Origin of the sequence: Rhizobium leguminosarum (assembly GCF_019798305.1) — a bacterium.
Taxonomy (GTDB): Bacteria; Pseudomonadota; Alphaproteobacteria; order Rhizobiales; family Rhizobiaceae; genus Rhizobium; species Rhizobium leguminosarum_U.
The window spans coordinates 199,088-221,094 of sequence record NZ_JAAXDD010000015.1 but is presented as its reverse complement, the minus strand read 5'-3'; the positions used below and the strand labels follow the sequence as shown (position 1 = coordinate 221,094).

26 protein-coding genes and 1 tRNA gene are annotated in these 22,007 nt (G+C 60.7%); 11 read left to right on the top strand and 16 right to left on the bottom strand.

The window, feature by feature from the left end:
* Nucleotides 1-99: 99 nt before the first annotated feature.
* From HFO99_RS25905 to HFO99_RS25895, 3 genes are all read right to left on the bottom strand, one after another.
* Nucleotides 100-1,368, bottom strand: coding sequence for a type II toxin-antitoxin system HipA family toxin (locus HFO99_RS25905; protein WP_222364451.1), 1,269 nt, complete (start codon nt 1,366-1,368; stop codon nt 100-102).
* A complete protein-coding gene (locus HFO99_RS25900) occupies nt 1,365-1,595 on the bottom strand; it encodes a helix-turn-helix transcriptional regulator (protein ID WP_222364450.1) in 231 nt (76 codons plus the stop codon). The genes HFO99_RS25905 and HFO99_RS25900 overlap by 4 nt, the downstream gene beginning before the upstream one ends.
* A 407-nt stretch (nt 1,596-2,002) precedes the next feature.
* Entirely contained in the window at nt 2,003-2,611 is a 609-nt protein-coding gene (locus tag HFO99_RS25895; RefSeq protein WP_222364449.1) for a TetR/AcrR family transcriptional regulator, read from the bottom strand.
* A gap of 111 nt (nt 2,612-2,722) precedes the next feature.
* On the opposite strand from HFO99_RS25895, the gene HFO99_RS25890 reads away from it, so the two are divergent.
* The 3 genes from HFO99_RS25890 (at nt 2,723) to HFO99_RS25880 (ending at nt 7,230) form a co-directional block, all read left to right on the top strand.
* The gene (locus HFO99_RS25890) at nt 2,723-3,409 is read left to right on the top strand and encodes a PspA/IM30 family protein (protein ID WP_222364448.1); all 687 of its coding nucleotides are present in this window, start codon (nt 2,723-2,725) and stop codon (nt 3,407-3,409) included.
* Nucleotides 3,410-3,458: 49 nt separating this feature from the next.
* Nucleotides 3,459-3,740, top strand: coding sequence for a YiaA/YiaB family inner membrane protein (locus HFO99_RS25885; RefSeq protein WP_003588051.1), 282 nt, complete (start codon nt 3,459-3,461; stop codon nt 3,738-3,740).
* Between the two features lie 94 nt (nt 3,741-3,834).
* Entirely contained in the window at nt 3,835-7,230 is a 3,396-nt protein-coding gene (locus HFO99_RS25880; RefSeq protein ID WP_222364446.1) for an acyl-[ACP]--phospholipid O-acyltransferase, read from the top strand.
* Between the two features lie 604 nt (nt 7,231-7,834).
* On the opposite strand, the gene HFO99_RS25875 is transcribed toward HFO99_RS25880, so the two are convergent.
* Entirely contained in the window at nt 7,835-8,098 is a 264-nt protein-coding gene (locus HFO99_RS25875; protein WP_222364444.1) for a hypothetical protein, read from the bottom strand.
* Nucleotides 8,099-8,277: 179 nt separating this feature from the next.
* On the bottom strand, nt 8,278-8,586 hold the full coding sequence (locus HFO99_RS25870; RefSeq protein ID WP_222253740.1) for a hypothetical protein: 309 nt from the start codon (nt 8,584-8,586) through the stop codon (nt 8,278-8,280).
* Between the two features lie 180 nt (nt 8,587-8,766).
* On the opposite strand from HFO99_RS25870, the gene dinB reads away from it, so the two are divergent.
* Entirely contained in the window at nt 8,767-9,855 is a 1,089-nt protein-coding gene (gene dinB / locus HFO99_RS25865) for a DNA polymerase IV (protein ID WP_222364442.1), read from the top strand.
* An 87-nt stretch (nt 9,856-9,942) separates the two neighbouring features.
* On the opposite strand, the gene HFO99_RS25860 is transcribed toward dinB, so the two are convergent.
* A complete protein-coding gene (locus tag HFO99_RS25860) occupies nt 9,943-10,278 on the bottom strand; it encodes a DUF982 domain-containing protein (protein ID WP_170263667.1) in 336 nt (111 codons plus the stop codon).
* 786 nt (nt 10,279-11,064) lie between these two features.
* Nucleotides 11,065-11,472 carry a hypothetical protein gene (locus HFO99_RS25855; RefSeq protein ID WP_222364490.1) on the bottom strand — a complete coding sequence of 136 codons (408 nt, stop codon included), beginning with the start codon at nt 11,470-11,472 and terminating at the stop codon, nt 11,065-11,067.
* Between the two features lie 262 nt (nt 11,473-11,734).
* Here HFO99_RS25855 and HFO99_RS25850 point away from each other — a divergent pair.
* Nucleotides 11,735-11,811, top strand: a tRNA-Pro gene (locus tag HFO99_RS25850).
* A gap of 76 nt (nt 11,812-11,887) precedes the next feature.
* Here HFO99_RS25850 and HFO99_RS25845 read toward each other — a convergent pair.
* A complete protein-coding gene (locus tag HFO99_RS25845) occupies nt 11,888-13,033 on the bottom strand; it encodes a GSU2403 family nucleotidyltransferase fold protein (protein WP_315860503.1) in 1,146 nt (381 codons plus the stop codon).
* A 537-nt stretch (nt 13,034-13,570) separates the two neighbouring features.
* Between HFO99_RS25845 and HFO99_RS25840 the strand changes: the two genes are divergently transcribed.
* Nucleotides 13,571-13,735, top strand: a complete 165-nt coding sequence (locus HFO99_RS25840; RefSeq protein WP_222364438.1) for a hypothetical protein — start codon at nt 13,571-13,573, stop codon at nt 13,733-13,735.
* A gap of 292 nt (nt 13,736-14,027) precedes the next feature.
* Nucleotides 14,028-14,753, top strand: coding sequence for a Crp/Fnr family transcriptional regulator (locus tag HFO99_RS25835; protein WP_222336420.1), 726 nt, complete (start codon nt 14,028-14,030; stop codon nt 14,751-14,753).
* A gap of 1 nt (nt 14,754) precedes the next feature.
* On the opposite strand, the gene HFO99_RS25830 is transcribed toward HFO99_RS25835, so the two are convergent.
* The gene (locus HFO99_RS25830; protein ID WP_222364437.1) at nt 14,755-14,994 is read right to left on the bottom strand and encodes a DUF6894 family protein; all 240 of its coding nucleotides are present in this window, start codon (nt 14,992-14,994) and stop codon (nt 14,755-14,757) included.
* A 220-nt stretch (nt 14,995-15,214) separates the two neighbouring features.
* Between HFO99_RS25830 and HFO99_RS25825 the strand changes: the two genes are divergently transcribed.
* The 3 genes from HFO99_RS25825 (at nt 15,215) to HFO99_RS25815 (ending at nt 16,313) form a co-directional block, all read left to right on the top strand.
* Nucleotides 15,215-15,463 carry a hypothetical protein gene (locus HFO99_RS25825; protein WP_222364436.1) on the top strand — a complete coding sequence of 83 codons (249 nt, stop codon included), beginning with the start codon at nt 15,215-15,217 and terminating at the stop codon, nt 15,461-15,463.
* Between the two features lie 57 nt (nt 15,464-15,520).
* Complete coding sequence (locus tag HFO99_RS25820; RefSeq protein ID WP_222364435.1) at nt 15,521-15,757, top strand: hypothetical protein; 237 nt, start codon at nt 15,521-15,523, stop codon at nt 15,755-15,757.
* A gap of 184 nt (nt 15,758-15,941) precedes the next feature.
* Nucleotides 15,942-16,313 (top strand): hypothetical protein, encoded by a 372-nt coding sequence (locus tag HFO99_RS25815; RefSeq protein WP_222298868.1) that lies wholly within the window; start codon nt 15,942-15,944, stop codon nt 16,311-16,313.
* 267 nt (nt 16,314-16,580) lie between these two features.
* On the opposite strand, the gene HFO99_RS25810 is transcribed toward HFO99_RS25815, so the two are convergent.
* From HFO99_RS25810 to HFO99_RS25800, 3 genes are all read right to left on the bottom strand, one after another.
* Nucleotides 16,581-18,167 carry a hypothetical protein gene (locus tag HFO99_RS25810; protein ID WP_222364434.1) on the bottom strand — a complete coding sequence of 529 codons (1,587 nt, stop codon included), beginning with the start codon at nt 18,165-18,167 and terminating at the stop codon, nt 16,581-16,583.
* Nucleotides 18,168-18,377: 210 nt separating this feature from the next.
* The gene (locus HFO99_RS25805; RefSeq protein WP_222364433.1) at nt 18,378-19,400 is read right to left on the bottom strand and encodes a helix-turn-helix domain-containing protein; all 1,023 of its coding nucleotides are present in this window, start codon (nt 19,398-19,400) and stop codon (nt 18,378-18,380) included.
* A 9-nt stretch (nt 19,401-19,409) separates the two neighbouring features.
* On the bottom strand, nt 19,410-19,598 hold the full coding sequence (locus tag HFO99_RS25800; protein WP_222364431.1) for a hypothetical protein: 189 nt from the start codon (nt 19,596-19,598) through the stop codon (nt 19,410-19,412).
* A gap of 181 nt (nt 19,599-19,779) precedes the next feature.
* Here HFO99_RS25800 and HFO99_RS25795 point away from each other — a divergent pair, with 181 nt between their 5' ends.
* The gene (locus tag HFO99_RS25795; protein ID WP_222295577.1) at nt 19,780-20,019 is read left to right on the top strand and encodes a DUF982 domain-containing protein; all 240 of its coding nucleotides are present in this window, start codon (nt 19,780-19,782) and stop codon (nt 20,017-20,019) included.
* Nucleotides 20,020-20,045: 26 nt separating this feature from the next.
* Here HFO99_RS25795 and HFO99_RS25790 read toward each other — a convergent pair whose 3' ends face one another.
* The 4 genes from HFO99_RS25790 to HFO99_RS25775 all read right to left on the bottom strand — a co-directional run bounded on the left by HFO99_RS25790 (nt 20,046) and on the right by HFO99_RS25775 (nt 21,928).
* Nucleotides 20,046-20,270 (bottom strand): hypothetical protein, encoded by a 225-nt coding sequence (locus HFO99_RS25790; RefSeq protein ID WP_222336396.1) that lies wholly within the window; start codon nt 20,268-20,270, stop codon nt 20,046-20,048.
* Entirely contained in the window at nt 20,267-20,503 is a 237-nt protein-coding gene (locus tag HFO99_RS25785; protein WP_222364428.1) for a hypothetical protein, read from the bottom strand. Before HFO99_RS25785 ends, HFO99_RS25790 begins: the two co-directional genes overlap by 4 nt.
* 11 nt (nt 20,504-20,514) lie before the next feature.
* Entirely contained in the window at nt 20,515-20,778 is a 264-nt protein-coding gene (locus HFO99_RS25780; protein WP_168257994.1) for a hypothetical protein, read from the bottom strand.
* Nucleotides 20,779-21,460: 682 nt separating this feature from the next.
* Entirely contained in the window at nt 21,461-21,928 is a 468-nt protein-coding gene (locus HFO99_RS25775; protein WP_222298862.1) for a hypothetical protein, read from the bottom strand.
* Between the last annotated feature and the right edge of the window lie 79 nt (nt 21,929-22,007).

Here is a 22,007-nt window from a genome sequence, read left to right as displayed (position 1 = left end):
GCAACGGGCATGGGTCCTCGGGTCGAGCCCGAGGAGGACGGAGAGTGGGGAGAGGCGACCGGCCAGAGGCGCGACGTCGGGCGTCGTTTCCCGTTTCCCTCAACCTTGTAAAGTCAACCTCGCGGCCTCGGCCCGGCCCGCAATCAACCCGGCGATCTGGTCGATCGACCCTCGATTAGGCGATACGTCTGCCAGCTCATCGGCGACCTTGCCCGTCAATGTCAGCACCTTGTCGCAAAGCTCGTTCACGCGGCGGCGCAACAGCGGAGTGCCGATGCCGGCTTCTTCCGCAAAGGCCTTCCAGCCCTCGGCATCCATTTCGGCCAGTGTGGCGCGCTTGCCGATTCTCATCGCCAGCTTTGGCGACAGTTCCGGATAGATCACGGTGGAGAGGAGGTCATAGAGTTTTGCCAGCCGCGGGCCTTGGCTATCGTAAAGGATGGAGAAGTTCTTGCCGTGGGCATCGGCATTACCGGCGATCAGGTTGAAGATGGCCGCGTCCAGCAGCTTCAGCACGTCGACAGCCGGCCTTGCCGAAATCCCCCGTATGAGATCGAAGCAATCCTTGAAGGTCGGCCCGCCTTCACTCGCATATTTCGTTTCCGGCGGGACGCTGAGTGCCTGGCAGAAATCTTCCTGATGGATGCGATGAACCAGGCCGCCGGCGCCGCACACGCGGTCATATCGTTCGACCAGAAGGAACGGGCGTCCCTGCACATATCTCGGTTCGACGGCCGCGACATCGAGCCCGATGGCGGCCGCAAGCCTCATCACGAAAGCTTCGTTCTCGGTCGTCGCCTTGAAACGGGCGATCGGCGGCTTCAGAATATGGGTGGTGGCCTGGCCGGGCAGGGGAAGCCCGATCCGGCCATCGACTAGAACAACCGGCAGTTTGGATTGCGCGCCGGCGAGCGACAGTCTCAGGCCCTCCTCGCCGGCCAGGAAAGGCCGCACGGGCAGCGCCTCCAACACGGCAACGATGCCTGCTTCGTCCAAGGGCACGGGCTGGCGATCGGCAATCGGCCCAGTCTCGGCCGGTGCCTCACCTTCGGCAAGCAGTTGCAGCGCACCGGCGACATCGCCGCCTAGGTGATCGAGAAGCGCAAAGTCATTGGCGGGAGACACGCCCAAGGCCTGTGCAGCGGCCAGGCGCTGGCTTTCCTCGGGCAGCAGGCCGCCGAAAAACGGTCGGCATTCCCGCCGGGTAAATCGCTCCGGTCGTTTCGGCAGAGACGCCGAGAGCGGCAGCGTTTTGTCATCGTCAAGCCAGGCTGGCGCATAGATAAAGCCGATATCGCCGTCTCTGTCCTGCGTGAATTGACCGACAATGCGGCCGTCCCACCAGACGTTGAGAAGCCTTGATGTCATAGCCTGCGCTCGCCGGGAGCCAGAATGTCGAGGGAGCAGCCAAGCGTTTGCAGAACCTGCAGGACTTTGCCGATCTGCGCTGTGGGCTTGCCGGCTTCGAGGTCGACGATAAAGCGAAGCCCGACGCCGGCAACGCCGGCAAGCTCGTCCTGCCGCAGGTTTTGCTCCTTGCGGGTGCTTCGAACCAGGGCGCCGATGTCGGCTGGAGTCTGTACGTGTTTTGGCATGTGGTTTTCCCGCTCGGGAAAATATAGCGAATGTAGAGACGGTGTCCAGAGAAATTTACCGATCGGGATATTTTTGGGATATGGGACGGGTTGATGCACCAAATTTCCCGCTCGGTAAGATGGCGAGTGGCGCTTCGTAGGTCTGTCCTCATGAGGATTTACGGCCCCCTTCGTGCCGATGGCTGCCCCTCACCCTAACCTACCGGGGTCGAGCCACTCGTCTCGACCCGTCCTTCGGACCCCCGTAAAAACGGGGAGAGGGGACGTGCCATACGAGACGCGAGAGAGGGACGGAGAGGTTGCGGCATATCCCCTTCGCCCCGTTTACGGGGAGAAGGTGCCGGCAGGCGGATGAGGGGCTGGTCTCGCCGATCTCCTGAGCCCGGAGCAAAACACTACCCCACCCATCACCCCCGCCGCCGCTCCGCCCCTGCCGCAATCGTCTGCACCAGCTCATCCACCTCCCGCGACAACCGCTCCAGCGGCAAGCCGACGAAGCGGCCTTCGAGGCTGATGCTGACGACGCCGTGCACGGCGCCGAAGAGGGTGCGGGCGCGGATGGCGCGGTCTTCGGGCGGCATGTCGGGCTGCAGTTCGGCCAGCGGTGCGGCGATCACGTCCATCAGGAAGAGGTGCTCGTCAAGGTGCCATTGCGGCGTCGGGCTGCTTTCCGGCGGAAAGTGGTCGAACAGTGCCTTCCAGAGGTTCCGGTGCTCGACGGCGAAGGCGAGATATCCCTGCGCCAGGTTGCGCAGCCGGTCGGTCGGCGGTTTGTCGCGGGTCTCGGGCAGGGTGAGCCTCGCCTCCAGCGCCTTCAGCGTCGCGGAATTGACGTGGATGACGAGCTCGGCGAGGTCTGAAAAGACCGTGTAGAGGCCGCCGAGCGCGCAGCCGGCATCCTGGGTGATGTCGCGTGCCCGGAGATTATCAAGCCCGTCCTTGGCGATCCGCTCACGCGCCGCCTCGATCAGCCGGGCCTTGAGGTCTTCGCGTTTTTCTTCTCGTCTGCTGGCCATTAACCATGCCTTTTCGATTTTTTGAACGTCGTTCAAAATTTATCTTGAACGTCGTTCATGATTCTGCCATAACAGCTCCCGTGAACAACGTTCATAAACCGGAGGAAGGAAATGTTCAAACTGATTTCCATTTTGTTGCGGGGCAGGGCGCATGATGCCGAGCAGGCTTTCGCCGACTGCCACGCCGTGCCGCTGCTTTCCCAGCAGATCCGCGATGCCGCCCAGTCGATCCAATCGGCGCGGCGCAGTGTGGCGGTCGCCATCGCCCAGAACGAACAGGAGAAGGGGCAGCACGCCACGATCGTTGCCCGCATCGCCGATCTCGAGATCCGCGCTTCCGCGGCACTCACCAAGGGCAATGAGGGCCTGGCCCGCGAGGCGGCCGAGGCGATCGCCTATCTCGAAGCCGAGCGCGATGCGTCCGAGAAGGCGCAGAGCCAGTTCACCGGCGCGATCGACAAGCTGAAGGGCATCGTCCGCGCTTCGGAGGCAAGGCTGCAGGAGCTGCAGCGCGGCGAGCGGCTGGCGCGTGCCACGCAAGAGGCGCAGAAGCTCGATGTCGCAGTTGCCGGCCCGGGCCTGGCGACGCTCGACGATGCCGAGGAGACCCTGGCGCGCCTTCGCCTGCGCCAGAGCCAGAATGAGCTGACGGCCGCCGCCCTGAAGGACATGGAAGGCGCCGTCCGCCCGGCCGGCATCATCGAAAAGCTTGCCAATGCCGGCTTCGGCGCGCCGCTGCGCTCCTCTGCCGATGATGTGCTGGCGCGGCTGAAGAGCCGCATAACGCCTGCTGTCTGAAATTGCATCCATCCAACGATTCATCCATCGAACCATAGGGACCACTGATATGAACGACAGTTTCCAGAAACATTCTTCCAGCTGGGTCAGCTTCTCCTACATCTCCTTCGGCTCGGCCGCCTTCATGCTGGCGCTCGGCCTCTACATGATGCCGCTCGATCTCTGGGGCAAAGGCTATCTCGCCATGGGCATTCTGATGCTGGTGCAGACCACGGTGAATATCACCAAGACGCTGCGCGACAATGCCGAATCCGAGAAGCTGATCCGCAAGGTCGAGGATGCCCGCACCGAAAAGCTGCTCGTCAAGTTCAATCGTAGCGATGAAGATTGACCTTCCTTAACCACAGCGCAGAGTTGTTGACGCATTCAACTTTTGCGTAACAACTCTGTGGCCTTCTCGTGTCAGCCGAAAGAGGAACGAGCCCGTGCAACACAATCTGATGACCTCCAGGAAATTCGCACCGCTGTTCTGGACCCAGTTCCTGACGGCCTTCAACGACAATTTCCTCAAGAACACCCTGGTGTTCCTCATTCTCTTCAAGATGTCGGCCAGCGAGGGTGCCGCCCTGGTGACGCTGGCCGGCGTCATCCTGATCGTGCCTTTCCTGCTGCTGTCGGCGCTCGGCGGCGAACTCGCCGACAAGCATGACAAGGCCAAGATTGCCGAGCTGTTGAAACGCTGCGAGATCGCCGTCGCCGCCCTTGCCGTTATCGGTCTCGCCTTCTCCTCGATTTTTGTGCTGATGGCGGCGCTGTTCGGCTTCGGCATCGTCTCGGCGCTGTTCGGGCCGATCAAATACGGCATCCTGCCCGATCATCTCGAACGCCGCGACCTGCCGAAGGCCAATGCCTGGATCGAGGGCGGCACCTTCATTGCCATCCTTGCCGGCACGATCATCGCCGCCTTCGCCTTTTCAGGCGGCGACAATGTGCTGATCTTCGGCACGATGATGATGGGGCTTTCGGTGCTCTGCTGGCTGGCCAGCCGGATGATCCCGGCCACCGGTTCCAAGGCGCCGGATCTCCAGATCGACCGCAATGTCATCCGCTCCAGCTACACCCTCGTCATGGAAATTCGCCAGGACAAGCGCCTGTGGCGTTCGGCGCTGATGAATTGCTGGTTCTGGCTGGTCGGCGCCTTCGTCCTCTCGATTCTGCCGACCACGGTGACCGAGCTGCTCGGCGGCTCCGAGATCGTCGTGCCGGCCTATCTCACCGTCTTTGCCATTGCCGTCGCCGTCGGATCGGCGATTGCCGCCTGGATGTCCTCCGGCCGCATCGTGCTGCTGCCGGCCCCTGTCGGCACGGCGCTGCTCGGCCTCTTCAGCCTCGATCTCGCCTGGAACCTCTGGGGCCTGGCTTCGGTGAGCCATGCAACGACGATCGCCGGCTTCTTCACTGGTCAGAATACCATCCGCGTCGCCATCGATCTCGCCGGCATGGCCATCTCCGGCGCCTTCATCGCCGTTCCCACTTTTGCCGCCCTGCAGACCTGGGCGCATGAGGACCGCCGCGCCCGCGTCATCGGCGCCGCTAATGTGCTCTCCGCCCTGTTCATCACCGTCGGCCTCGGCCTCGTTGCCGCCGTCCAGGCGCTCGGCGCTTCTATTCCTCAGATTCTGATCGGCCTCGGCATCCTCAATTTCACTGTTGCCTGGCTGATGCTGAAGACGCTGCCGACCAATCCCTTCCGCGATTTCATCTCGATCCTGTTCCGCGCCTTCATGCGCCTCGAGGTCGAGGGGCTGGAGAATATCAAGAAGGCCGGCCGCGCGCCGATCATCGCGCTCAACCATGTCAGCCTGCTCGATGGCGCCCTGGCGCTCGCCATCACCGAGGAAGAGCCGACCTTTGCCGTCGATTACAAGATCGCCCAGGCCTGGTGGGTGCGGCCCTTCCTGAAGATGTGCAAATTCCTGCCGCTTGACCCGACAAAGCCGATGGCGACGCGTTCGCTGATCAAGGTGGTGCAGGACGGCAACCCGATCGGCATCTTCCCCGAGGGCCGCCTGACGGTGACCGGCACGCTGATGAAGGTCTATGACGGCGCCGCCATGGTCGCCGACAAGACCGGCTCGATGGTCGTGCCGGTGAAGATCGACGGGCTGGAGAAGAGCTATCTCTCCTATCTCGACAACGGCAAGATCCGCCGCCGGCTGTTTCCCAAGGTCAAGGTCACCATTCTCGAGCCGGTGAAGCTCGAAGTGCCCTCAGAGCTGAAAGGCCGCAAGCGCCGCACGGCGGCAGGGGCCGCGCTCTATCAGGTGATGTCGAACCTGCTGTTCCAGACCGCCGATACCTCGTCGACCGTGCTTGACCGCGTCATTCAGGCCGGCCACGAATTCGGCATGAAGAAACTTGCCGTCGAAGATCCGGTCACCGGCCGGCTGACCTATGGCAAACTCCTGACCGGGGCTGCCGTGCTCGGCGCCAAATTCCGCACGATGTTCCCGGAACAAAATCTCGGCGTCATGCTGCCGAATGCCAATGGCGCCGCCGCCACCCTTTTGGGCGTGATGAGCGCGGGCAAGGTGCCGGCGATGCTGAACTTCACCGCGGGTGCCGCCAATATCCTCTCCGCCTGCAAGGCCGCCGAAGTCAGGCATGTGCTGACCTCACGCGCCTTCGTCACCCAGGCCAAACTCGGCCCGGTGATCGCCGAGATGGAAAAGCAGGTGACGATCGTCTGGCTCGATGATCTCCGGGGCGAAATCTCACTCAAGGACAAGATCCTGGGTTATGTGAGAAAGGCGCGGCCGCTGGTCAAGCGCCAGCCGGATGATCCGGCCGTCATCCTCTTCACCTCCGGCTCCGAAGGCACGCCGAAGGGCGTGGTGCTGACCCACCGCAACATCCTGTCGAATGCCGCCCAGGCGGCTGCCCGCATCGATTTCCACAGCGGCGACAAGGTGTTCAACATCCTGCCGGTGTTCCACTCCTTCGGGCTGACGGCCGGCACGGTGCTGCCGCTGATCTCGGGCGTGCCGGTCTATTTCTATCCGTCGCCGCTGCATTACCGCATCGTCCCGGAGCTGATCTATGTCTCCAACGCCACGATCATCTTCGGTACCGATACCTTCCTCAACGGTTATGCCAGGACGGCGCATCCTTACGACTTCCGCTCGATCCGCTATATCTTCTCCGGCGCCGAGCCGGTGAAGGCCGCAACCCGCCAGACCTATATGGAAAAATTCGGCCTGCGCATCCTCGAAGGTTACGGCGTCACCGAGACGGCACCGGTCATCTCGATCAACACGCCGATGTACAACAAATCGGGCACGGTCGGCAAAATCCTGCCGGGCATGGAATGGAAGCTCGAACCGGTGCCCGGCATCGAAGAGGGCGGCCGGCTGCATGTGCGCGGCGCCAATGTCATGGCCGGTTACCTCCGTGCCGAAAAGCCCGGCGTGCTCGAGCCGCTTGTCGACGGCTGGCACGATACCGGCGACATCGTCACCATCGACGAGGACGGTTTCGTCAAGATCCGCGGCCGCGCCAAGCGCTTCGCCAAGATCGGCGGCGAAATGATCTCGCTCGCCGCCGTCGAGATGCTCGCCGCCGAACTCTGGCCGGGCGCGCTGTCGGTCGTCTCCTCGCTGCCCGACGCCAAGAAGGGCGAGCGCCTGGTGCTGCTCACCGACGCCCCCACCGCCACCCGCACCGAATTCCTCGCCTTCGCCAAATCCAGGGGCGCCATGGACATGATGGTGCCGGCCGAAGTCACCATCGGCAAGGTGCCGGTGCTCGGCTCCGGCAAAGTGGATTTCGTCGCGGCGCGCAAGCTGGCGGAGAGTGCGGTGCAGGCTGGGGAGGCGGCGTAGAGCGGGTGTAGGATTCGGGCGTTTCGTGTGGCACCCCCCTCTGCCCTGCCGGGCATCTCCCCCACAAGGGGGGAGATTGGCTGGGCGCACTGCCTTCCCCAAACAACTGGTGTCGCAGCACGGCGAAACGGTAGATGGGCAGGAAGTTCAAGCCACTTGTGATCTCCCCACCTGTGGGGGAGATGCCCGGCAGGGCAGAGGGGGGTACCACGGCACGCCAACGAAAATTCCAGCGAGAACGCTACTCCATCCTCCCTCATTCCTGTGCTCGTCACAGGAATCTAGCCACCGCGCGTCGGCAGGTTCTCCCGCGCCCAAGGACTTGGCGCACTGTATTCCTGTGAATCCCTCGGGCACAAGCCCGAGGAAGGGAATGAGGAAGGATCAGCGCCTGGCTTCGGGAGCCGAGCAGGTACATGATACCCTCACCTCGTCTCCTATAGACCACCCGCCGTCGAGGACGGACGCGGACGGCCAGGTCCGCGAAGGACAACCACCCCTGCCGATATAGGCCTGACCGCGCCTTCTTCTGTACGTTGACGGACACATACAGTTGGCGGGCTGCCTTGCAGGAACCCGGCCGTGTTTTTGAGGTTGAGCCATCTCAACGATGATCCAACCCAAAGGTGATACTGATGATCTTGAAGATCCTTGCAACATCCGCCCTCGCACTCACACTTGCCACATCTGCCATGGCCCAGTCGTCGGGAAGCTCCGGAAGCTCCGGAAGCTCTGGAGGTGCTGGCGGCGGGACGTCGAGTAGCGGCTCATCGTCGGGCAGCGATGCATCCGGGAGCAATATGAATAGCAGCGGCAACTCCACTGGCTCTGGAGCCGACGCCGGCAATCCCACGACGAGCAGCACCAATCCCGGGGCCTCCGGTGGGGATCCGAATGACTGCCAGCGCGCGACGGGAAGTGGCACCGGCAATCCTGCTCCCACCAGCTCAGCGCAATCCGGTGCGGCCAACGCCTGCTGATCTCTCGCGTCAGGAGATGCCGCTCGCCAGGATCACGGTAACGTGCTCAGTGAGCGGCATCTACATGCTAGCGGCTCGATACACGCACTGCGCCGGCAGCTCGGAGACTGCGCTGGACGGCGGCGACCTTGCTGGATGCGCTATCCACCGAGACCTCGATCTCGCCTTCGAGTGGCGCATCGCGACGGGCGCCATCGTCATGAGAGGCATCCCCGCCTGATGGCGCCGAACCGGCACTGTTCCGGTCGCTTGCCGACTGGATAAAGATGTCGGGCCTCGAAATCCCATGCTGCTGAACCAGATGTTCGACCGCGAGATCAGCGGCTTCGCGTGTTTCGAACCTGGCTCGGATCGTGGTCGTGCTGTCGTCCGCCATTGGCTGCCTCCTGATATCGATGTCCACAGGATGAGAACGCCTTGGGCGGCTGGTAGTTTCGACGGCAGGTCCCGGCCGCCGATTGGAATCGTTGATATCGCGTCCCAAGGCTGTTATGTTCTGTTTTTGTTTCGGCGCGCAATTTCAGAGGCCGATCCCATCGCGATCGCTGAAACCGCCATGAACGAGACAAGCTCACCCCCTATCCGGAAAATCGTCCATGTCGACATGGATGCTTTTTATGCGTCGGTCGAGCAGCGCGACAATGCGGACTTGCGCGGCAAACCGATTGCCGTCGGCGGGTCGGCCGCCCGGGGTGTGGTGGCGGCGGCGAGCTATGAAGCCCGTAAATTCGGTGTTCACTCGGCAATGCCGTCTGTGACTGCCAAGCGCAAATGTCCTGACCTGATCTTCGTGCCGCCGCGCTTTGCCGTCTACAAGGCGGTGTCGCAGCAGATCCGTGAGATCTTTGCCGAATACACGCCGCTGATCGAGCCGCTGTCGCTCGACGAGGCCTATCTCGATGTGACGCAAAATCTGAAAGGCATGACGGTCGCCACCGAGGTCGCTCTGGAGATCCGCGCCAAGATCAAGCAAGTCACCGGCCTCAACGCGTCGGCCGGGATTTCCTACAACAAGTTCCTTGCCAAGATGGCGAGCGACCTCAACAAGCCGAACGGCCAGGCTGTCATCACGCCGAAGAACGGGCCGGCCTTCGTCGAGCAACTTCCCGTCCGGAAATTCCATGGCGTTGGGCCGGCGACCACTGAGAAGATGCATCAACTCGGGATCGACACAGGCGCCGATCTCAAGGAGAAGACACTCGAGTTCCTCGTTGAGCATTTCGGCAAGTCGGGGCCTTATTTTTACGGCATCGCCCGCGGCATCGACGAGCGCCAGGTCAAGCCCGACCGGGTGCGCAAATCCGTCGGCGCGGAAGATACCTTCTCAGAGGACCTCCACGCCCTTGAGCCTGCTCGCGAAGGGCTCCAGCCGCTGATCGAAAAGGTGTGGGCTTACTGCGAGGCCAACGGCATCGCCGCCAAGACAGTGACGCTCAAGGTGAAATATGCCGACTTCAGCCAGATCACGCGCAGCAAGACGGTTCTGGCACCCCTGCCGGCAATCGCCGACCTCGAGGATTTGGTCAACCTGCTGCTCGCGCCGATCTTTCCGCCGCCAAAAGGCATACGGCTGCTCGGCGTCACCCTCTCCTCGCTGGAAGGACGAGCACCGGCCGCGGAACCGCAGCTGCGGCTGACGTTTTAGACCGTGGCGCCGCATTGCCGAGCGCGAATTCGAACGCCTGATCGGATCTTCGCTGACATCCTGAGCTTTGCTCGCGCTCTCCTCGCGTCAATGTGCGTGGCGTCTTTGATATCGGTCGCCAACGTGACGCGCCGGCCTGGGCGGATGCGCGGCGGGTTTGGCCTTCCAGGGGGCCAGCACCGTTGGCATGCCGGCTTCGAGGCAGGCTGCGACAAAAGCCTCCCGCGCGACCATGCTCGGTATGATGCCGTTGAGGGCGCCGCGACACGTCTTCACCGCCCGATCATGGCGCTCTCCATGACGCAGCGGCCACTCGTTCTCGAGAAAATCCAGGGCGTCGTAGACGCTTGTGAAGGCGCGCTCCAAACCGCACTGCAACCGGAGCCTCACCGGCCGAACCCATGGGACATCGTTCAGCGGCATTTTTTCCTCCTTTCATGCCACCAATGATCCTGATCGAAATGATATTGTGGGTGACAGCGGACCATTCAAGAGCCCAGGACCAGCCCAATTTTTGATCGGTCCGACGACGCAACCTTGCGTCTCCGGCTGCCGCAGGCGCCCCGGTGCACATCCTTGGACGACCGCGACGATCGTCCGTCGCCGCATTGGATTTCATCCACCCGGATATCCGCGATTTCGAGCTGGGCAGGAACCTCGTCGGATCTCCGAAGTTTGCGGCACGAGCAGAATTTCACATGCATTTGATACGCCAAATCCAAGGGCGCCATGGATATGGTGGTGCCGGCCGAGGTGACGATCGGCAAGGTGCCGGTGCTCGGCTCCGGCAAAGTGGATTTCGTCGCGGCGCGGAAGCTGCGGTGCAGGCGGGGGAGGCGGCGTGAGGGCTTGTGCGGACCGTGTGGCACCCCCCTCTGCCCTGCCGGGCATCTCCCCCACAGGTGGGGAGATCGGCTGGGCGCGATGGCTTCCACAAACAACTGGCCGTCACAAGGATCGTAAATTGAGGGCGAGACGCCGCTTCTTGCCGATCTCCCCCCTTGTGGGGGAGATGCCCGGCAGGGCGGGGGGGTATCCAAGCACCGCCGTGGCTATTCCGGTAGCGAGAGGTTGTGAGGAACCGAGAGGTTGCCGCATGACGGGCGACCCCCGGCACAAACCAGAAAGCAGCGGCCCGCGCCGAGACGTCGTCAGCAGCAGAACAGGCGGCACCCGGCCGCCTGTTATGCATCTCGGACAAACCGTCCGTTACTTCTGTTCGGGCGCCAAAAACTCTGCGCAATAGGACGGGCCGTTCACGCCCGGGATGTCGGCGACGGTGCGGATGTCGCGGATCGTGTAGTCGGAGCTGGTGGTGATTTCGGCCTGGCAGCGCAGATAGGCGGTGCGGGCGGAGGAAATCTGCTTGCCGCGCTTGCCATCGGCGCCTTCGGCATATTTCGCCGGAATGCGCAGGGTTTTGTAGCCGCCGCGCCAAGTATAGATGGTGCTCGAGCCTTGCTCGCTGTCGCTGATCGGCGGCCCGTAGGCGGCAAAGAAGACGCCGGCCGATTTGCCCACCCAGCGGGCTTCGATCGGGTTGCCGGCGGAAGGTATGGTCGTGCATCCGGCGAGCGCAATGGCAAGCCCGGCCGCGGTCATCATGCGGAAATTCATCGTGTCGTCCCTGATCTCTAGCGCATTGGCTGGCAAGGCGCCCTCATGAGCGGTTTCGCCTGTCCCGTCTGCCCTTTAGCGCGGAACCCGGCAAAAGAAAATTGCCCCATTGAGACTTAAGTTCGATTTGCAGCAGGTGTGTCTTTTTGCTGCAGCCGCTCATCCGTAAACCCGTCACAACCCTGTCAAAATTTCCGCCGGCTTTTTGGAATTTGGTGCTTGTGCAACCAGATAGGCTGTTCTATAGAAGCGCCGCTGGTCACGGAGTGTAGCGCAGTCTGGTAGCGCACCACGTTCGGGACGTGGGGGTCGAGTGTTCGAATCACTCCACTCCGACCAGTCTGAAGCCCCGCTCCGGCGGGGTTTTTCGATTCTGCTGATCTCAGCCTTTGTCTCCTCCCCACTTACCAATCTCCTAACCGCGGGACTTTGGCTCAAGTGTCGAAGTTCCTCCGACTCCGTCAGGCTCCGTTTCAACTCCGTAGCGGACGGCGTCTTCACCAATTTCCGCCATGCCTTCTGCGAGAACGGACATGAGCTGTGGACGGCGGTCCGGTCGCAGGAACGACAGTCCGCGTGCAATTGCGTCACGCCACGACTGGCCTCGTTCCCACGCCTCGCAATAGGCCAGCGCAAGATCGGAATGGCGGCGTGTCGCGCCCATCGCTTCGAAAAGATGGGAGGCCTGCTGCACGTCCTTTTCGCGCTTGAGCACGCCATTGTCGTCGTTCTCACGCCGCGAGGCGACGATCAGCTTGTGAACGGCGTAGCGCTCGGGAGCGGGAACATTGACCGTAATGCCGCTCTTGTGAAGGATCACGGTCCTGATCGGGTTGTAGATGAGGTAATCGAGGAATCTGAGCGGTTCTGCGGAAATTCCCCCAAGGGCCGGCATGTCGGCGGGCTTCTGCTGATTGTCGTCGCTGCCCGTATTCGGCGTCAGGAATTCGACCCTGTAGTTCTTCGCGTTCACGAACTGGGTCGAGCGCGTGGGATGATTGAGATGCGGCACCTCCCGGAATGTCGGGTCCAGTTTTTCGAGAACCTCGCCTATGGGAGGGATGCTGTCGTTGACAGCCGTCGAGATCGAATGGAACTGGGCGAAGTCGGCATCGCTCGTCTGCATAAGCGACGCCGGCAGTCGAACGCCGAGAACGCCGGAATAGGTCTGGAATGCCACGGTTCCGACGAGAACCGCGCGCAGACGGAAGAGCCCTGCATTGGCAAGTGCCTCGATGATGTCGCCCGTAAACCTGGGCGGGGCGTTCATGCCGCCTTCTCTCGTAAGAGTGGCCACCATTCGCCGGCGGTTTCGGAGATCATCCTTGATCGCGCCGAAGTTGGTCACTCTTTTCGTAAGCTCCTCATCCTTCTTTGGCCCGACATAAGACCGTTTGACGCCGTCTTGGCCCGGATGATCGAAATACCAGTATTCCTTGCCCTTCACGGGGACAGAGACGAACCGACCCTCCAGCGGGAACTCGGCGACAAAACTTCCGTCCAGCGAACGCTGGCCCAACTCGGCCAGCATGGTCTGGTACATCAAATCGATCTCGCGGATGGGCACGGATTTTCTCCGGTTATAACTTTCCTGTAAAAAGATTATAACACCGGGCTCAACCGACCGAAAGGCTATCCTTCCTCGATTATAATTTTGCTGCAGGAAAGTTATAACCGAGCGCGGCTGGCGGAAGCTCGGTGCATCGGCTCCGTGCGGCGCAGAACCTGCGTGTGGCATCGTCGCCAAACCTTGCCGCGTCCCTGACCGTCCTCGCGGCTTGCGCGCTATGGATCAAAAAGGAGCCCCGCCGAAACGGGGCAATTGGGAACGGACGGATCGCACAGGAAGGAAGGGTTGGCGTACGGCCCGGTCACAAGAGGGGGCACCTGTGCGATCCTTTTGAACTAACCCATTGATACTCGGAAAAGTTCCTGTGCGGTTCCGCACCAATTGTCAGCTGGATCGCTCGTCGCACCAGTCGTTCCACCGCTTCGGTCACAAGCCGTGAAAAGCCAGCGCCTGAAGGATTGCAGTCGGCACCTTGTTTCATTCGAATAAGAGCACATCTCGATGGGGTAAGCGCCGTCAGGAAAACAAATGGCCTACGAGGCGGATATGGCTATCGTCTTCGATAGCGCGACAAAGGCGGTGATCGTCAGTTTCCGCGGAGTCACGGTCTATCTGCCAGGTCCCTATGCCGACCGAAAAGCGGCCGTCCTGACCGCCGAAGCGCATTGCCGCCGACTTGGCTGGCGAGATTGATTGCGATTTATATCAACGATCCACAAAAGGCAGATATTTATATTGTGAATCGCTCGTCCTTTCGCAATGAGCGCGCATGCCGAGGCAAAATGTGCTAGGGTCTTTGGCCGGTATCGAAAGACCGCTACCGGTTTATCGCCGCTGATCATCAACAATTTCAGCGGCTTATGTGCGGTTTTGTCATAAACGCACACTTCCCGGGGACCTATGGCCAAAGCAACGGCCGTCCCTTAGTTTTTCACCAACTCACAGGCGTTTGGTTTTGACATCCAAGCTCCCATGCGGAGCCGCTATGACTCACATTGACCAATCGACTGTCGAAAATACCCTGCTGAAAATGTTGAGCGCGGACCGCTTCGTAAGCCTCTCGGAAGGGATGGAGCGCGTCGACCTGCCATTACGGCACGTTCTTGTTGCCAGCGACGTCCCAACCACGCATGTCTGCTTCCTGGAAAGAGGCCTGGCATCCATGGTTGTCAGCAGCATAGACGAAGAGGTGGTGGAAATTGGCCATATCGGGCGCGAAGGCGCATCCGGCATGCACGTCGTCCTGGCGGTAGAGACCACCCCCACGCGCACCTTCATGCAGGTCGCAGGGTCCGGAATTATGGTGCCGATGGAGACGTTTCAGCGCGCGCTCGCCGATGATCCCGAGATGAAGGATTTCTTCCTTCGCTATGTTCACACAACCGTGCTGCAGCTCGCCCATTCGGCGCTCGCCAATGCGCGCTACAATATGCATGAGCGGCTGGCGCGGTGGATCCTGATGTGTCACGACCGCCTTGAAGGCAACAACCTGGCCATTACCCATGAATTTCTGGCGTTGATGCTCGGCGTCCGGCGTTCGGGCGTCACCAATGAACTACACGTGCTTGAGGGCGTCCACGCCATCCGATCGACCCGCGGGAACGTGCGAATAATGGACAGGGACAAATTGATCGAAATTGCCGGTGGCTGCTATGGAGTGCCGGAGCGCGAATACGAAAAGGTGCTGGGTCTTCCGCTCGGCGCCAGGTAGATTAGCCCACTCGCTTAACCGCTTCCGAAAAAGGCAACACGAGCAGGATATCGCCTGTTTCGTTTCTGATCTCGATGCTTCTTGACGCAATGTCATATCCGAGGAGCACGGCACTGCTCATCAATGCGCGAGCATCACGCACCGCTTCCATGCGAGCGGCGTCCAAATCAGGAAGCTCGGTTCCTTCCCAGTCGTCGAGCGATCCTGCCTCAGACAGAATGTTGAAGTAGAAGCGTGGCATTCGAAATCCTTCAAAGCCCGGCAGGATAAGTCACTTATTTTGCCGTTCCGCAGCGTTCAGATCAACAGCATTGGGGCATGCTTTCGTCATCGCTGCCGATGCCCTTGCGGCCACTGTGCGCAACCGCACTGATAGTTGGCGGCGAGGAGCCAATGGATTAAATTTTAGCATGAACTTGAATTCAAGTTTAACCCGGAGCGGCGAGGCGTAGGAGGATGATATGATCGATTTCAATCTCTCGCTCCGGACGAAAGACGTGAACGTGCTTACGGAGGCTATTCGGACCTGGTACCGGCATAATCATGTCACACCGACGGAACGAGCAACGCAATTGCTCTGTAGTGCGGCTGTCGATCTTTTTAGCCAAGGGCACAGGACGCCGGAGGAACTGGCTACGCTGCTGATCGCCAGGTTTGACAGCCCTCATTCGCTGAAGGTTAACGCAGCGACGTCCACTGCTCATCATTAGCAATCGGTTTCATCCCTTGGCGGACCGTAGGCGCTCTCGGATTTTGGAGGCATCGAAATGCTTCAGTCCCTCATTACATTGTCCGATCAAGACATCGAAGTCGTCATCACTGCGGTTCGGCAGTGGTGTACAAAGAACCACTGTGAGATCGATAGCAACGATGGCCGCCGCGCCCTGACCGTGGCCATCGATCTCGTCCAGAACTCCGCCCGGGATAGGCTCCTCCAGAACTTGACGGAGCGCCTTGGCCCCCGGTCCGGTGAGATGGACGCGCAAATCTCCGGCGCTGGCTGACCAGCAATGAGTGCCTCCATCTAGGGGCTAATAACCGTCATTGGCGCTTCGCGGACGTTATAATCATTGCTGGCCCGTCGTGTTCGTCCCCCCGTGGACGGAACTGCTTTCACCGTCGGGCGTTTTTGTCAGTTAGTCGGGTACTGCTGGCAGTCCGCCGGCACTGCCGAAAGGGAGAAAAATCATGAGAACGATATTGATCGCGATGGGTGCGTTAACTGCTTTAGCCGGGTCCGCTTTTGCGGCCGAGCCTGCCAAGATGGTGGACACGAAAATGGGCAAGGTCCTGGCTACTGAAAAAGGCATGGTTCTTTACACCTTCGACAAAGATACAACAGGCAAATCCAACTGCGATAAGGATTGCCTGAAGAAGTGGCCGGCGTTCCACGCCGGAGCCAAGGCCAAGGCAGAAGGCGAATGGACTCTCGTCAAAGCTGCGGATGGCAAAGAGATGTGGGCCTACGAGGGCAAGCCGCTCTACACCTATGTCGAGGATAAGAAAGCCGGTGAAGTCAAGGGCGATGGCGTTGGGGGAGTTTGGCACGTGGTCAAATAGCCGAACCGGCGACCGTTTGAACGGGCGGTCGTCGGATCGCCTTGAACCGCAAGACCGACCTCTGGAACTACATATCCCTTCTCTACGGCTTTCGCCGACAAACCGGCCTCCGCCGAATGCTGCGCCATTCCTCGCGACATCATCTACTAGATTCCAAATGCTGGTCAGAAGCAGAGATCGGGGACGCAGTGTCGGTCACGATTATTCCGACCGGAACGCGGTGGGGAAGAAGCCGCGGCCGATGGAATGCGGCGCTGTGCTGCGATCTCAGCCGCCGACTGTGATTTCACCATCCGCAACACGTTTGACAAATATCTTCAAACCTTCATGCCTGAGTTTCTTCCAGCCGCCGTCGGAAACCATTGATTTAGCCAGATCGGCAAACCCGGTGGTGAGGTAGGGAACCTGCGATGCCGGTCGTGTGCCGAGCGCCTGGATCAAGCAGTCAGTTCTTGGCGGCGACGAGAACGTGTTTCCCGAACGTTGCATGCCGATCTCCAGATGATCTGTGCCGTCTGGAAATCTGATCGTCCCATAGCCGCACTTGGCCGCGGCACGCACTTCGGCCTTGGAGAGATTGTCTTGCAGAAGAAATGACAGCTGGCTGAAACTGTTGTCGGTGTAGTCGAACTGCCCCAGTACGATGAAGTCCAGTTCGTTCTGCCCCTTCTTGGCGCCTTTGATCTTGCCGAAGAAGTTGGAATTCACCTTGGTGTCCTTGCCTGTCTTCATCGCAAGCATTTCGCCCAGCTTGATATAGGTCCTCGGTTTTGGCGAAACATCTTCGGTAGCGGCCGCGGCGTTGCCTGAAGGCAGACTGGCGGTCTCCGGCTTGGCATAGGCGTCAGCGAAGGCTTGCAGCGTCATGAGGTTGAGCGCTTGGGGAAGCGAACCGCTCTCGAACTTGCGGCAGGAGAGCGCGGCTTGCCGTGTTGCCTTGTCGGCCTTGCCTTCAACATTCCCCGGCTTGCAGCCCAAATGAACCAGTTGCTGCTGCAACCTCTTGAGCAAAGCGGCTTGTTCGGCGGAATAGTAGCTGACACCCCGGGTCACACTGACATTGCGGACATCGATGCCGATGCCATCCGGCTGCACCACGTCAAACTGGGACATATGATGGTCATAATTCTTCCAGTCATTGCCCCAACCCATCATCACCGGGCCGAGAATGAAGTTGAATGATTTTGGGTCGCGGTTTGATTGCGGCTCGCACTCGTTCGATTCCCAGCAATGCGGAGCCTGGTTGGTGGCTTCGCCTTCGGCGGCGTAGATCACCTTATTGTCGCAGCTTGCCGTAACCCAGCCGCTGTCATCGTTTGCCCATCGGATTTTCAGCGAGAATCTCGCCCATTTGCCGAAATCTTCCGGCTTTTGGCACTGGCGGGCGAGAAAGTTCACGCCGTTGCGCGTGTCGGCTTTCAGCATGTAGATGAAATTGTGGATTGCCGGTCCTTCCCAGGACGCGAAACGCAAATGGCTGTCCCAGCCATCGGGATAAAAGCCATTTGCGGAGTTGTTCTGCCAGCCCTTGTAGGCAAAAGTCGGATCGAGCCGGAAATCGAACTTGTATTCGACGCTATCGCCAACCTTCATGTCTCGCGTATAGCGAATCGTTGAGCGGACGTTGCCATTGAGACAATCATTTTCGCCGCGCCCATCTCCATAGTCGACATGGGAACACTGACGGTCGAATATCTCAAACCGGGTCACGCCGTCCTTGACCTCCGGTCTGACCGATCCGTTGAACTTGTGGCGCTCAAAACCTTTGGGGAGCGGATCGGCAGTCGCACCTGCGTGGGGCGCAAAAACCATAAGCGCGCCAAACGCCAGTCCAACTATAGGATTTTTCAGCATAGCTCCCCCTCCAAATTGGACTCCAACCATATCACGATCTCTTTGGAAGGTCGGGTTTAGATCAGGTTCAGATCGGTGCGCGAGGTGCTGCGCCATGAGCGGGCGCCGCGGTCAACGCTGCCAAGCTGCTTGTGCTTGATGTCTTCAACGATGCCGCCGAACTCGTGCAGGTGGCGGCGGGATTGGCCCAGCAGACGCCAGCGGTCGAGCCTATGCGCTCGGCCCCCCAGCGCTCAACAGCACTCGCACCAATGCCGCCTGGCTGCGGACGCCGGTTTTGTCGAAGATGCGCTGTAGCTGAGTGCGCAGCGTGTTGACACTGACCCCGAGCAGATCGGCGGCGGCGGCGAGGTCATGGCCATCGACGATCAGCCGGGCAAGCCGGGTTTGCGCCGGCGAGAGGCCGAAGACCTCCCGCGCGCTCGCGATCCGGCGCACCAGGGTCTCGGCGTCGTCGAAGGAGACCAGCGCCTTGCCGTCCTCGAGCAGAACCCAGCAGTGGAGCGGAATCCCCGCCGTGTCCTCGCCGAGCGCTACCGACCAGGCCTGCTTCGGCGCGATGTTCAGCGGTCTCTGGCTCTGCAGTTCGCGAAATGCCAGGCGCACCGCCTCGCGCAGCGCAGGGTCACGTTCGCGCCGCCTTGCGCGCAGGCGGCCGGCAGCAGTGACGAGCCCGGGATGGTCATGCATCCGCTCCCGCGCCAGCCGGTTCGTCCAGAGGATTTTCGCGTCTGCGTCGACCTCGATCAGTGGGCAGTTCGCCTCCTCGACGCTGCTCTCCATCATCACCATGCAGCCGATCTTCCAGGCGCCGTCGATCCGGTGGAGGATCCGCAGCTGGCGCTTGCGATCTTCGCCGGTGTCGCTGCCGATCTGATCGAAGGTCATCCAGGCCATGTTGCCGTCGACGACGATGTTGACCTTTTCCCAGCGGACGCGCTCCGAAAAGGCGTGTTTTTCCGGGAATCGCTCGACGATCTTCTTGATCCGCGCGGCAATCGGGTCCCAGCCTTCGTCCACCCGGACGCCGAGCGAGGCGAAATATTCCATCCGCCTGGTCTGCGGCGACTGCACCCAGTGGCCCGCCAGCGCCTCGAAGTCGCGCTGCAGCCAGGCCTCGGTTTCGGCGCGGATCACGACCATGATCGCCGCCCGGTCAGCCTCGCCGTCATCCATCGCGCGGTCCCCCGTGACAACGGATCGCAGCATAGCATGATCGCTCTGTCGGAGCATGACGGCACCTCATGCCTTGATGACGCCAGCCAGAAGCAGCGTCACGCTGGCGGTCGCGGCAGCCAGCCCGAGGAGCCGAAGCCGCAGGCGCGGCAGGGTGATCTGATTGCGGTAGTATCGGTCCTCGGCCGAAGCATCCATCGGCGTCGGGCGGCGGCGGTTTGGCATGTGCGCGGCGACGAGACTCTGAAGGTCCATTGTGTTGCCTCCCGGTTCGGGCTTCATCTGCCCCATTCTCGCACGCATCCGCGCCTTGCTCTGTCATGCAGACGGAGGACATCGGGCTCGGCACTCGGCTGGCGAACAAAGAATCACCTCAACCGGAACGAGTCCCGAAGTGATTCGTTGAGTCGCGTGTCCAGCGTGAGGGGGCTGTATCATGACAAAGCGACGAAGCTTCAAACCGGTGAAAATTACCATCAATGGGAAGACCAGAACCGTCTACAATGTGGTGCAGGCGGGGAACACTTTGCTGAATGACTGGCCCGAGCAGACGCCGGCGGCCAAGGTGGCCGAGCGGCTTGTGCTTGATGTGTTCAATGATGCCGCCGGGCCGGAGCAGGTGCGGCGGGCATTCATCACCGCGGCGAAGGCGAGCGACATCAAGTTCAGCTCCTGAGCGACAGTGCTGGCAAGAGCCCTGGCTCACTTCCATGATACCTGTTCCTGGTTTCGCAGATCCCGGGTTTTGAACGGCGTCTCCATCCAGGCGGCGGTGACAATGGCCGCGAAGGAGCCGAAGGCGAGGCAGATGATCGCCTGGGTCCGCCACGAGACGAAGGTGACCGGCGCCGGGGTGGTGGGCTTTTCCACGCATTCGCGGGGCGGGCAGGCGCAGCCGGAAAGGGCCTTGATCAGGCAATCGCTCATGCTGCGCCGCCTTTCACCGTGTCGATGGCGGCGAGGATCTTCTGGTGAAGCGGGCAGCCGCGATCGTCGCTGCCATCGAAAAAGCGTTCGGCCTCCACCAGCGCCTTCAGGAGATCGGGCGCCCCGGCGGTGAAGCGGGCCTTGGCGCGGGTCTTTTCGGTTGCTCCGGCCAGTGGGGCCGCAGGAAGGGAAGGGCTCTCGGTTGAAGCAGGTGTAAGCTTGGCGGCAGGCATCTGCGTTCCCCTCAGGCGTAGAACTGATCGTTGTTGGCGATGCCCATGATCTCGCGGGCATAGCGGTAGTGCTCCTCGACGGACGCCGCCGCCCCGCGCAGCCAGGACGGGCCGCGGATTAAATGTTCGGGACGGCGGAGGAAGGCGAAGCCGAGCGCCCCCATGCGCTGGGCCTCGATCGCCATATAGGCGCGGCAGTCGCCGATCGTCTGCGCGCCATTCCAGCGGGCATCCCGCCTGCTTTCCTCGGTCTCGATCTTGCGAATGTGCTGCATCGCCCTGTCCTCTTGCCCCTTTGATCGGCTTGAGAGAAAGGTATATATCATACCTGATCGCGTCAATAATGAAAGGTATAAAAAATACCTCAACGATTGACGAGGTACGAATCATAGGTCTATTCTGGGCCAGTGATTGGGCCACCGGGTGCAACTCCCGAGCTGACGAAGCCCAGCGGCGCGGGAAGCGAAAGTCCTTAAGTGCGCTGTCAGAAAATCAGGACGAGGGCGAAGCGAATGGCCCCTCTGGCACGTGTCCCATCCCGGCTCCGGCCTTCAGGACTTGGCCAATGCTCCCCCGGCCTCATGGGCTTTGCTCATGGGGTAGGGGGAAGCTTTGGCCGGAACCCTCCCTCACCAGCCTTCAGGAACCTTCTCCTCCTAAGCTGAAGAGAGAGGATAGAGAACTGAGTATGAAGCTAAGAGAAAAAAGAGGCCGGCCATGCGCATGAAATCGAAATCACCGACGAGGTGATCGAGGCGGGCCTGGATGCCATCCGGCAAGGTTCAGAGAAAAATCCTAAAGACCATAGATCTCCCGCGCGGCGCTGAACGCCAGGAGAAACACCGCAAAGGTCACGATATAGAACCAGATTCTGCCGGCGCGCGATGTCGGTTTCAGCATCTTTTGCCCTTTATAAGACAGTTGAATCATTGAGATTAATGGACGACCTGATGTCCGTTATTGGCAATCGCTCGCCTTCAGATAGAAACTCGACTGCCCATCCTTGAAGGCGTAGTTGTAGACGGCGAGTTCTGCCTCGCCCGAATCAAGCTTCGGCTTCCAGAAAGAGCATACGGACGGGGCAATGCCTGATTTCATAACGGCCCCATCCGTTAAAGGGAGCGAATCGTCCAGACGGTAAAAATATCGGACCGTCTTTCCCTCGACAGAGATGCGCTCAAGAGTGGTAATGGCGTCTATCTTCTGCGGCAGGTTAGCGTTCGCCTCGTCATTCTGAATTTTGGGAATGACGATCAGTTTGGTGACTTGGCTTGAACTGGCAAGAAACAGAACAATAATGATCGTTCTCGCGTTCGGAAATCGCTTGGCCGCCAGATGGCCGACAGCCGCACCGATCGCCCCGAATATCCCCCCAACCAGGCCGTAAACAACCGGCGCTGGCCATGTTCCCATAAAAGCAAGCATTTCCCCTCCAATGTTATCTTCTGCTGATCTGCCCGGCAGCTTGGTGATGTGCGCACCCGGGTGCCGGTAGTACACCCAA